11 protein-coding genes are annotated in these 11,318 nt (G+C 72.3%); 6 read left to right on the forward strand and 5 right to left on the reverse strand.

The features are described from left to right. Positions 1-80: 80 nt before the first annotated feature. Together hemQ and hemG are read right to left on the reverse strand one after the other, a co-directional pair. Entirely contained in the window at positions 81-812 is a 732-nt protein-coding gene (gene hemQ, locus ACFTZL_RS32010) for a hydrogen peroxide-dependent heme synthase (RefSeq protein WP_382496027.1), read from the reverse strand. A 4-nt stretch (positions 813-816) separates the two neighbouring features. Next, positions 817-2,280: a protoporphyrinogen oxidase gene (gene hemG, locus ACFTZL_RS32015; RefSeq protein WP_382589802.1), complete on the reverse strand. Its 1,464-nt coding sequence runs from the start codon at positions 2,278-2,280 to the stop codon at positions 817-819. 159 nt (positions 2,281-2,439) lie between these two features. Between hemG and ACFTZL_RS32020 the strand changes: the two genes are divergently transcribed. Continuing rightward, positions 2,440-3,444: a DUF4349 domain-containing protein gene (locus ACFTZL_RS32020; RefSeq protein ID WP_382589805.1), complete on the forward strand. Its 1,005-nt coding sequence runs from the start codon at positions 2,440-2,442 to the stop codon at positions 3,442-3,444. A 27-nt stretch (positions 3,445-3,471) separates the two neighbouring features. Next, the gene (locus tag ACFTZL_RS32025; protein ID WP_382589807.1) at positions 3,472-4,869 is read left to right on the forward strand and encodes an FAD-dependent oxidoreductase; all 1,398 of its coding nucleotides are present in this window, start codon (positions 3,472-3,474) and stop codon (positions 4,867-4,869) included. A gap of 87 nt (positions 4,870-4,956) precedes the next feature. On the opposite strand, the gene ACFTZL_RS32030 is transcribed toward ACFTZL_RS32025, so the two are convergent. Together ACFTZL_RS32030 and ACFTZL_RS32035 are read right to left on the reverse strand one after the other, a co-directional pair. Then, positions 4,957-5,286, reverse strand: a complete 330-nt coding sequence (locus tag ACFTZL_RS32030) for a hypothetical protein (RefSeq protein ID WP_382496021.1) — start codon at positions 5,284-5,286, stop codon at positions 4,957-4,959. Positions 5,287-5,397: 111 nt separating this feature from the next. Further along, positions 5,398-6,339, reverse strand: coding sequence for a helix-turn-helix domain-containing protein (locus tag ACFTZL_RS32035; protein ID WP_382589810.1), 942 nt, complete (start codon positions 6,337-6,339; stop codon positions 5,398-5,400). 117 nt (positions 6,340-6,456) lie between these two features. Here ACFTZL_RS32035 and ACFTZL_RS32040 point away from each other — a divergent pair, with 117 nt between their 5' ends. The 4 genes from ACFTZL_RS32040 to ACFTZL_RS32055 are packed head-to-tail and all read left to right on the forward strand — an operon-like array spanning position 6,457 to position 11,107. Continuing rightward, positions 6,457-7,824 (forward strand): DegT/DnrJ/EryC1/StrS family aminotransferase, encoded by a 1,368-nt coding sequence (locus ACFTZL_RS32040; protein ID WP_382589813.1) that lies wholly within the window; start codon positions 6,457-6,459, stop codon positions 7,822-7,824. Continuing rightward, positions 7,821-8,705, forward strand: coding sequence for an HAD-IIB family hydrolase (locus ACFTZL_RS32045; protein WP_382589816.1), 885 nt, complete (start codon positions 7,821-7,823; stop codon positions 8,703-8,705). The genes ACFTZL_RS32040 and ACFTZL_RS32045 overlap by 4 nt, the downstream gene beginning before the upstream one ends. Positions 8,706-8,763: 58 nt before the next feature. Then, complete coding sequence (locus tag ACFTZL_RS32050; protein ID WP_382589819.1) at positions 8,764-9,837, forward strand: Gfo/Idh/MocA family protein; 1,074 nt, start codon at positions 8,764-8,766, stop codon at positions 9,835-9,837. Between the two features lie 49 nt (positions 9,838-9,886). Then, on the forward strand, positions 9,887-11,107 hold the full coding sequence (locus tag ACFTZL_RS32055; protein WP_382589822.1) for an MFS transporter: 1,221 nt from the start codon (positions 9,887-9,889) through the stop codon (positions 11,105-11,107). 45 nt (positions 11,108-11,152) lie between these two features. On the opposite strand, the gene ACFTZL_RS32060 is transcribed toward ACFTZL_RS32055, so the two are convergent. Beyond that, the coding region (locus ACFTZL_RS32060; RefSeq protein WP_382589825.1) for a uroporphyrinogen decarboxylase family protein at positions 11,153-11,318 on the reverse strand (166 nt) is incomplete at its 5' end.

Raw genomic sequence — 11,318 nt, forward strand, 5'->3', positions numbered from 1 at the left:
CCGCCCCCCACGCCGAGCCCGAGCCGGTGCGGCGGTCGACGGCCCCGTAGAAGCCGGGGGCCGAGCGACGGCTCCGCTGATCAGGCCAGGCCGGCGACCAGTTCGGCGACGTCCTTGCGGCGGCCCGTGAAGAAGGGGACCTCCTCGCGGACGTGCATGCGTGCCTCGGAGGCGCGCAGGTGACGCATGAGGTCGACGATGCGGTACAGCTCGTCGGCCTCGAAGGCGAGGAGCCACTCGTAGTCGCCGAGGGAGAACGAGGCGACGGTGTTGGCGCGCACGTCCGGGTAGCCGCGGGCCATCTTGCCGTGGTCGGCGAGCATGCGGCGGCGGTCCTCGTCGGGCAGCAGGTACCAGTCGTAGGAGCGCACGAAGGGGTAGACGCTCACGTAGTTGCGGGGCGTCTCGTCGGCGAGGAACGCCGGGATGTGCGCGCGGTTGAACTCGGCGGGGCGGTGCAGCGCCATGTTCGACCACACCGGCGTGAGCGCCCGGCCCAGCTTCGTGCGGCGGAAGAGGTTGTACGCCTCCTGCAGCGCGTCGCTGGTCTCCGCGTGCCACCAGATCATGAGGTCGGCGTCGGCGCGCAGGCCCGAGACGTCGTACGTGCCGCGGACCGTCACGTCCTTCGCGGCAAGCTGGTCGAACAGCTCCTGGACCTCGTCGGCGTACCCGGCGCGGTCCTCGGGGAGCACGTCCTTCAGCTTGAAGACGGACCAGAGCGTGTAGCGGATGACCTCGTTGAGGTCCTTGGCCAGCTTGCCCTTGTTCGGGATCCTGCCGGTCTCGGGGGTGGAGGCGTCGTTGCTCATGTCCTCATTCTCCTGCTCCGCCGTGCAGGCTCTGCACCGGGTGGGCGGTGAGCTCCTGCACACCCCGCAGGTCACCGTGGATCTGGTCGACGGCGGCATACGCGCTCGCGATGCAGGCCGGGATGCCGACGCCGTCGTACGGGGCGCCGCACACGGCGAGCCCGGGCAGTCCGGCGATGTGCTCGCGGACGCGGGCCACGCGCGCGTGGTGGCCGACGGGGTACTGGGGCAGGCCGTCGTCCCAGCGGGTCACGCGGGTGGCGACGGGCGTGGCGTCCAGGCCGGTCGCCGCCTTCAGGTCGCGCCGGGAGACGGCCACGAGCTCGGTGTCGTCGCGCTGGAGGATCTCCGTCTCGCCGTACCGCCCGACGGAGGTGCGCAGGACGAGCAGGTCGGGGTTCTCGTCGGCGATCCAGCCCCATTTCCGCGAGGCGAAGGTGGAGGCCTTGATGGTGCGTCCGTCGACGGGCGGCACCAGGAAGCCGCTGCCGTCGGGCAGGACTGCCTCGGCGCGGCGGTAGGCGAGGGTGACCAGGGCCATGGAGGCGTACTCGACGGCGCCGAGCTCGGCGGCGGCCCCGGGGCTGTCGGTGCGCACCAGGGCGGCGGCGGCCGGGGCGGGGAGGGCGACGACCACCGCGTTCGCGTGCCAGACGTGCACACCGGAGACGACCCGCCACCCGCCGTCCGCCGGGGTGCGGCGCAGCTCCGTCACCGGCGTCCCCGTCAGGATCTCGCCGCCGCGGGCCCGGACCGAATCCGCCACCGCGAGCGGCAGGGTGCCCACACCGCCCTGGAGGCCCATGAACACCGGGCCGCTCTGCTGGGCGGCGGCCGCCTTCGCCTGGATCTCGCGGACCCCCTCCGTCAGGGAGGTGTGGGCCTGGGCGGCCTGGAAGAGCTGGGGGACGGCCGAGCGCATCGAGATGCGGTACGCGTCGCCCGCGTACACGCCGCCCAGCAGGGGCTCCACCAGGCGGTCGACGACCTCGCGGCCCAGGCGCTCCGCCACGTACTCCCCGACGGCCACGTCGTCCCCGACCTCGGTGCGGGGCAGCTCGGCGTCGAGTCCGATGCGGGCGAGGCCCTCGTCGGACAGCAGGCCGGACAGGGCGGCGGCGGTGCCGGGGACGCCCATCACATGCCCCTTGGGCATCGGGCGCAGTGCGCCCCGGGTCCAGATCGAGGCCGTGGCGGTGGCCGGGGGCTGGAGGCGGTCGGTGAGGCCCACCTCGCGCGCGAGCGCCACCGCCTCGGGGCGGCGGGCCAGCATCGACTCGGCGCCGAGGTCCACGCGCGCGCCCGCGATCTCGCCGGGCAGCAGCTTCCCGCCGACCCGGTCGGAGGCCTCCAGCACGGTCACCCGCGCCCCGCGCTCCAGCAGCCGGTGCGCGGCGGCCAGGCCCGCGATACCCGCCCCGATGACGATGACGTGCCCCGTGCCCGCACGGGCGTGAACTTCGCGCATGCCTCCAGCCTCTCAGACCCCGCTGACAGTGCCGCCGTGCCCCGGTGTCCCGCACGAGTCCCGACCGTGACCGCATCGGAACCGTCCAGGGCCAAACGTCCGGCGCCGCCCGGGCGTCGAAGAAGCGTCAGCGGAAACCAACCCCCGGGGGATGCCCACATGCGCACACGACGACCCGCACGCCACCCCGCCCCGACTCTGGCCGCTCTCCTGCTGGCCGCGGCCCTCGCACTCACCGGATGCAGCGGCGCGGGAGAGGACTCCGCCGGCAGCACCGCCGACCGCGGAGTCGCCGCCCCGCAGGCCGACGGCAAGGCGGGCGACACGTCCGGCGCGCAGGAGGCCGCCCCCGGCGGCGCCGGAAGCGGAGCCCGGGCGACCGCGCCGCCGAAGCTCACCGCCAGCCACATCATCCGCACCGCCTCCCTGACCGTGCAGGTCAAGGACGTCCCCAAGGCCCTGGACGAGGCCCGCACCGGCACCGAGAACGCGGGCGGCTACATCGGCAACGAGACCACCACCCGGGACGAGGCCGGCCACGAGCGGACCCGGGTCGTGCTGCGCGTGCCCGTCGAGAAGTACGACGAGGTCCTCGCCGAGCTGGAGGGCACCGGGAAGCTCCTCGACCGCAGCGCCAAGGCCGAGGACGTCACCGACCAGGTCGTGGACGTGGAGAGCCGGATCAAGTCGCAGCGCGCCAGCGTGGCCCGGATCCGCGAGCTGATGGACCAGGCCACCAAGATCGGCGACGTGGTGACCCTGGAGGGCGAACTGAGCACACGCCAGGCCGACCTGGAGGCGCTGCTCGCCCGCCAGACGTCCCTGAAGGACCGCACGAGCCTGGCCACCATCACCCTCTCGCTGTCCGAGACCCCGGTGAAGAAGAAGGAGGCGAAGGACGACGACCCGGGCTTCGTGGACGCGCTGGCGGGCGGCTGGAACGCGTTCGTGACGATGCTGCGCTGGCTCGCGGTGGCCCTCGGCGCGGTCCTGCCGTTCGCCGCGGTGGCGGCCCTGATCACCGTGCTGTGGCTGCGGGTCGTCCGCCCCCGCCTCCCGCGCCGCCCGCGGCCCGCGCCCGCGATGAGCGCGCTGGGCCCGCTGCCGACGGCCCGTCCGGCCCCGGAGTCCGCACAGCCGCGCACGCCCGGCGAGCAGGACTGAAATGCCCTGCTCCCGTAGCGTGTTCGCATGAGCATGAGCCGTACGCGGAGTACACGGGAGCGACTGGTCGTGATCGGCGGTGACGCCGCGGGGATGTCCGCGGCGTCACAGGCACGCCGTCTGAACAAGCCCGACGAGCTGGAGATCGTGGCGTTCGAGCGCGGCAACTTCACGTCGTACTCGGCGTGCGGCATCCCCTACTGGGTGGGCGGCGACGTCCCCGACCGGGACCGGCTCATCGCCCGCACCCCCGAGGAACACCGCGCGCGGGACATCGATCTGCGGCTGCGCACCGAGGTCACCGAGCTCGACCCCGACGGGCAGCGGGTACGCGCGCGTGACGTCGACTCCGGCGCCGAGTCCTGGACGTCGTACGACAAGCTCGTGATCGCGACCGGCGCCCGGCCGATCCGGCCCGGCCTGCCCGGGGTGGACGCGCCCGGCGTGCACGGAGTGCAGACGCTGGACGACGGCCAGGCGCTGCTCGACACGCTGGCACGCACGCGTGGCCGTCGCGCGGTGGTCGTGGGGGCCGGTTACATCGGCGTGGAGATGGCCGAGGCGCTCATCAACCGCGGCTACGAGGTGACCGTCGTCAACCGCGGCAGCGAGCCCATGTCGACCCTCGACCCCGACATGGGCCGCCTGGTGCACGAGGCCATGGAGGGCCTGGGCATCACGATGGTCAACGACGCCGAGGTCACCGAGATCCTGACCGGTGACGACGGCCGGGTACGCGCGGTGGCCACGAAGGACCGCGACTTCCCGGCGGACGTCGTCGTGCTCGGCATCGGCGTACGCCCCGAGACGACGCTCGCCCGGGCGGCCGGCCTCCCGCTCGGCACGCACCACGGTCTCCTCACCGACCGCTCGATGCGGGTGCGCGGGTACGAGAACATCTGGGCCGGCGGCGACTGCGTCGAGGTCCTCGACCTGGTCTCCGGCCAGCAACGGCACATCCCGCTCGGCACCCACGCCAACAAGCACGGCCAGGTCATCGGCACCAACGCCGGCGGCGGCTACGCCACCTTCCCCGGCGTGGTCGGCACGGCCGTCAGCAAGGTCTGCGACCTGGAGATCGCGCGCACGGGACTGCGCGAGAAGGACGCCCACCGCGTGGGCCTGCGCTTCGAGACGGTCACCATCGAGTCGACCAGCCGCGCCGGCTACTACCCGAACTCCTCCCCCATGACGGTCAAAATGCTCGCCGAACACCGCACGGGCCGCCTCCTGGGCGTCCAGATCGTGGGCAGGGAGGGCGCGGGCAAGCGCGTCGACATCGCGGCGGTCGCCCTCACGTCGGGCATGACGGCAGAACAGATGACGACCCTGGACCTCGGCTACGCCCCACCGTTCTCCCCCGTCTGGGACCCGGTACTGGTAGCGGCCCGCAAGGCGGCGGCGAAGACGCGCGGTTCCTTGTAAGGGACCTTTCAGGGGCGCGGGGAACTGCGCGAACGGCCACGACGGCGCCGCACCGGCCACGCGCCAGCACCCCCCACGGCGACCCCCCTACGCGGTCCCGGCAGACCCATTGATCCGATCGATCGCCTGCCGCGCCTGCTCCGCCGGCGGCCGGGACGGCAACGACGACACCGACGCCGAAGCCGTCACCGCCGGCGGCTGCTCCCCCGCCGGCTTCGCGTGCGCGGCAGCCCGCGACGAACGCAGCCGATGACTCACCGCCTCCTCCAGCGTCACGGGCCGCCGCATCTGGGACGCCAGCCGCCCGGCCTCCTGGCCGAGGCGGGCCACGTCCTCCCACGGCAGCCGCACCACCAGCGTGAGCTCCGCCTCGCCGTCGGGCAGGGCGTGCATCGCAGGGGTAACTCGGTCGTTCATCGCCTGTTCCTCACGTCGGCCCCGCGACCCGCCTTCCCCGCGCCGCGGGCGGTTGCCGACACATACGCACGCCCCGACGGCAGCGTTCACCGGGCTCACGGATTACCGAGCTCACCGGTTCACGGGCAGCAGCAGGACATAGCGAAGTTCCTGCCGGTACGCGGGAAGCAGCACCTGCGAGGTGACGGTGAAGGTCTCCGGACAGACGTGGGGCAGGCGCAGTTCGTAGCGGTGGCCGTGCCGGTAGGCGAGAACCTTGGGGCTTCGGTCCCAGAGGTCGCGGCACACACGGTCGTCGAGGACGGCGTCGCGCAGCGCGCCGAGGTCGGCGTCGTCGGCACGTGTCACCAGCGCGAAACGCAGCAGCGCGAGGTACTGCGCGGCGTGCCGGGGCCAGTCCACGATCTGCTCGCGGGCCGCGGTCGTGGTCAGTGCCCAGCGCATCAGGTTGGCACCGGGCTCCCGGACCCAGGGGAACCAGCGGGCCATGACCGCGTTGTGGTCGAGAAGGTTCCACGCCTGGTCGGTGAGGTAGCTGGGGAAGTCGGTCTGCGCCGAGGCGAGTTCGGCGAGGGCGTCGGTGACGTCGTCCGGGGCAGCGTTCCCGGCGTTCTCGGCGTTCCCGGCGTTCTCGGTCGGCTGCCCGCCGGCACCGCCGAGGGCGTGTCCGTACAGAGCCATGCGTTCGTCGGGGCCCAGCAGCAGGGCCCGGGAAAGGCGCTCGAGTATTTCTCCGGAAAGCGGGGCGTGCAGCCCGGTTTCGAGATTCCGATACCAGCGTTCGCTGACACTCATGCGGTCTGCAACCTCTTTTTGAGGTAACGGTCTTCCTCTGTTCATTTTGTTTCCCGCGTCGACGCGCCAGGCGCGCAGCAGATCGGGCAGCGAAGAAACAGACTCGACATGACGTGACACCGCTCGGAAACACTCCCTCTGCGTATCGCCCGGGGAACCCACCGTAACAAGAGCAGGAGTGGCATGCGAAGCTTGCGGCAAAAAGCTGCCGGTTGACGCATCTTGTCGACCGCTGACAGCATCGCCGACGTAGGCCACTCAGGCATTCCCCACGGAATGCGTCCGAGTGTTATTCGGCCCATCAAACAATTCGCATTCCACACCCATGCGCGCGTTCGCGCAGGATTTCCCGCTATCCGAACGCAAGGAGTACGCATGACCGTCTCCACCGCCGAACCCGGCACGATCACCGGCTCCCTCCTCCTCGGCGACAGCCGCAGTCTGCACCGGGTGACCGAGGACCTCGCCCGGGGCATGAGGGTGGCCCAGTCCTTACGGGACACCCTCGCCAACCGGGAACTGGCGAAGACCCTCTCGTCGTGGAACTCCGCTCCAGGACATCCCGACGCGTTCGTCGCCTCCCTCTTCCCCGAACCCTCGCAGGCGTCGAACGTCCCCTTCCTGCCGAAGGAACGGCTCCTGTCACCGCGGGAGAAGAGCGCCGCCGCCGAGGCCTTCACGCGAGTGCTGGAGAGCTGCGAGTTCACGAGCGGTCCCGCCGTCACGGCCTTCGAGGACGCCGTCGCCGACCATGCCGGGCTGTCCTGCGCCGTCGCGACCGGCAGCGGGACGGACGCGCTCGCCATCGCCCTGCGTGCCGTGGGCGTCGAGCCGGGCGACGAGGTGATCATGCCGGCCAACAGCTTCGCCGCCACCGAGAACGCGGTGTTCGCCTGCGGTGCCGTACCCGTACTCGCCGACGTGACCACGCCGGACGGCAACCTGGACCCCGAGTCGGTGGCGGAGCGGATCACCCCGCGCACCGTGGCGCTGCTCCCCGTGCATCTGTACGGCAAGCTCGCCGACATGGCCGGGCTGCGGGCCGTCGCCGACCGGCACGGGCTGCGGATCGTCGAGGACGCCTGCCAGGCGATCGGGGTGACCGGTGTCGGGCGGTACTCCGACGCGGCGGCCCTCAGCTTCAACCCGTACAAGAACGTCGGGCTGTGCGGGAAGGCCGGTGCCGTGGTCACCGGCTCGGCCGAGATCGCCGAGCGCTGCCGGGTGCTCGGCTACCACGGCTTCGCGCCGGGCCGGAAGAACGTCAAGAGCGAGGCGTTCGGGCTCAACGCGCGCATCGACAACACCATGGCCGCGATCGGTCTGGCCCTGCTGCCCTGGACCGGTCTGCGCGGGCTGCGGCGTACGTATCTCGCCCGGCGCTATGTGGAGGCGCTGCGGCCGCTGGCCGAGGAGGGCGTGATCGAGACGCCCGCCTTCGCTCCCGACCACTCCTGGCACCTGTTCCCCGTCCTCGCGCCCGGCGGTGCGGCGGCCCGTGACGCGCTGCTGGAGCGGCTGGCGCGGGCGAGCCGGGTGGAAACGGACGTCTACTACCCCGTCCTGACACACCGACAGGAGACACCGGTGCGCGAGCGGTTCTTCGGGCAGGCGCACCTGCCGCGGACCGAGTGGCTGCACGACCGGGTGCTGCATCTGCCACTGCACGCGGGGCTGTCCCTCGGCGAGCAGGACCGCGTGGTCGAGGCCCTGTACGCGGCGACGCGCCGGGCGGCGGCATGACCGACACCCTGCCGTTCGAGGCCGGCGGCGGCCCGGACCTCGGTCCGCCGCCCCGTCTGCGCCTGCCCGACCCGGTGGGCTGGGCCGCGTTCTCCGACTTCGACGAGACCTATCTGGCCCATGCCGCGACCTCCGGGCAACGCGCCCACCTGGCCGCGCTGGAGGAGTTCCTGCTGACCGAGGCCGTCGAGCACGGTCTGCTGTTCGGCTGGGTCACCGGCAGCTCGCTGGCATCCGTACAGGAGAAGATGGCGCGCTGCGGCGCCCGCGTCCTGCCGCACTTCGTGGCCGGCGCGCTCGGCACCGAGCTGACGTTCTTCCCCGACGGCGTCGCCCGCCCCGACCCCGAGTGGCGGCAGCTTCTGCGGGACAGCGGGTTCGACCGGGACCGCGTGGAGACGGCCGTGGAGCATCTCGCCCGGCACGGGATCGAGTTGTTCCCGCAGCACGACCCGCACACCGGGAACTCCACCGAGTTCCTGGTCAACTACTACTTCCGCTCCCTCGGCGACCCGCGGCGCGACGAGCGGAGCCTCGGCCTCGTGCGCGATGTCGCCGACGAGTACGGCCTCGGGCTCAACATCAGCCGCTGCAACCCGGCCACCGGGGACCCCGCCGACTGCTACGACGTCGACTTCCTCCCGCCGGTGTGCGGCAAGCGCAACGTCGTACGACATCTGTGTGCCCGCTTCGGCGTCGCACCGGAGCGGACCCTCGCGTTCGGCGACAGCGGCAACGACCTGGAGATGCTGGGCGCCGTGCGCCACGGCTACCTCGTCGCCAACTGCACGCCCGAGGCCAGGAGCCGCTTCGCGCGGGTGTCGCCGCACCCGCACGCCCAGGCCCTCCTCACCGCCTTCCGTCACCACCTCGGCCACTGAACCGCTCCCCCGGTCCGGTGCGTCCGGGCCGGTGGGCCGTCCCTGAAAGAGGCAGACCATGCAGACAGGAATCATCGGCGCCGGCGGCATCGCCCTCGCGCACCTGCGCGCCGCCGAGACCGTACCCGGCGTCGTACCGGCCGGCGTGTACGACGTGCTGCCCGACAAGGCGGCGGAGCTGGCCGAGCGCTTCGGCTGCCCCGTCTTCTCCTCTACGACCGAGCTGTACCGGCATGTCGACGCGGTCGTCATCGCCTCGCCCAACCACACGCACGCCGACTACGCCGAGGAGGCCCTCCGGCACGGCCGGCACGTGCTGTGCGAGAAGCCGATGACGACGACGGTCGCGGAGGCCGAGCGCATCACCGCGCTGGCCGAGGAGAGCGGCCTGGTGTGCGCCATGGGCTTCAACTACCGCTATCTGGAGGCCATCGGCGAGATCAGGAACCTGGTGCGCGGCGGGGAGCTGGGCTCCATCCTCTTCGCTGAGGCCGCCTTCCGGCGCGGCAGCGCCCTGACCCGCTCCCGTTTCACCTGGCGGGACAGCGCGCTGGGCCGCTCCACCAGCGGCTCCCTGGGCGACCTGGGCGTGCATCTGGTCGACATGCTCGACCGGCTCTTCGACAGCCCGGTCGACAGCACGAGCTGCCGCACCAAGCTCCAGGTCAACGTGCCGCAGAAGGAGGGCCAGGACGTCCAGGTCGACGACTACGCCTTCGTCAGCGGCCGTCTGGAGAACGGCACCTTCTTCAACCTGGTCACCTCCAAGTCCTCGCTGCCGGAGGAGCTCGGCTTCTCCCTGAAGATCATCGGCGACCGCAAGGAGCTGTACTACCACTCCAAGGACGACACGACGTACTTCCTGAAGTCCCGTGTCACCTGGGAGCAGGGCACGTTCGCCCGCGAGGAGACGCTCGCCTCGCCGCCCGGTGAGGTGCCCGGATGGAGCGACACGTTCCGGCACCAGCTCCGGGAGTGGCGCGACGCGGTCTCCGCACAGGACACCGCCGGCGCGCGCAGCGCCGACAGCGCACTGGCCCGCTTCGGCGACGGGCTGCGCAGCCAGCGGGTGCTGGAGCGCCTGCTGGCCGGAGACGAGCAGGACGCGCTCGCCGCCGCGGTGCCCTCGTGACACCGCGCGACGCACCGGGCAGGGGCACCGCGGGGAAGAGGAACGTCTCTTGACCGGGACCTCGGCGCAGGCCGCGCCACACGACACCGCTGTGGCGCGGCCCCTGTTCAGTCCGTTCGCCGTCGTCGCCTCGTGTGTGGGCTTCGCCCTGATCGGGGCCTTGCAGGCGCTGTACGGTCCGGCGATCCCGGCGTTCCGCACGGAGTTCGGCCTGTCGCCTGCCGCCGCCGGGCTGAGCCTGAGCGCTCACTTCGTCGGTGGTGTGGCCGGTGTGCTGCTGCTCAACCGGGTGCACGGACGGCTGGGCAACAGAACCCTGCTGTCCGCCTCGTACGCGCTGATGGCACTCGGCGGGACCGGCTTCGCGCTGGCCTCAGCCTGGCCGTGGGCGCTGGCCTGCGCGCTGCTGACCGGGGTGGGCTTCGGCGGCATCGACTACGGACTCAACCAGTTGTTCTCGGTGGGGTTCGGCCGTCGCAGCCCGGCGATGCTCAACATCATCGGCGCGGCCTACGGCCTCGGTGCCGTGGGCGGTCCCGCGCTCCTGGGGCTGCTGGGCCCGGGCGAGTACCCGGCCGTCTTCGCCGGGTTCGCCGCGCTGTCCGCCGTGCTGGTCCTGGCGCAGCGCGGCGTCCGCGAGGGCGGGGAGGTGCCCGAACCGCCGACGCCCGACGAGGAGGCCGAGGAGGCCGAGAAGGGGACGCCCGGGCTGCGGACTTCGGCGGCCCTGGTCGTCTCGGTCTTCATCGCGCTGTACGTCCTGATGGTGGCGGTGGAGACCGGGGTCGGCGGCTGGGAGCCGACGCATCTGGAGTCCGTCGGGCACGACGCGGCGACCGCGGCCACGGCGACCTCGGCCTTCTGGCTGATGGTGACCGTGGGACGGCTGCTGGTCGCACCGCTGACGCTGCGCTGGTCGGTTCAGACGATCATGGTGGTCAGCTCCGTCGGCATGGTGGTCTGCCTCCTGCTGGCCCTCGTCCCGGCGGCGGCCCCCTACGCGTACGCCGGTGTCGGCCTGTTCCACGCGCCGATCTTCCCCACGGGGCTGCCGTGGCTGTCCCGGGCGGTGCCGCGGGCGCGGCGGGCGGGGGCCTATGTGATCGCCGCCTCGATGATCGGCGGGGTCGCGGCCGGGCCGGTGCTGGGCAAGGGCATCGAACTGGCCGGTGTCGACGCCGTACCGGTGCTGCTGGCCCTGCCCGCGGCCGGCTGCCTGGCGGCCACCTGGTGGCTGATCCGGGCGACCCGGGAGGGCCCGTCGTCCTGACCCCTCGTCCTGACCCCCCTGACCCGTCGTCCTGACGGAGTCCTGTCAGCGTGCCGTGTGCGTGTGGACGTACTCCACGAGCCGCGTCAGCGCGTCCGGGTCGGTGGACGGCATGACGCCGTGGCCGAGGTTGAAGACATGGCCCTCCAGGCCCGCCGCCGCGTCCAGGACCTCCTGGGTCTTCGCCTCGACGGCCTCCGTCGAGGCGAAC

It is taken from the genome of Streptomyces sp. NPDC056948, assembly GCF_042674225.1.
Classification (GTDB): domain Bacteria; phylum Actinomycetota; class Actinomycetes; order Streptomycetales; family Streptomycetaceae; genus Streptomyces; species Streptomyces purpurascens.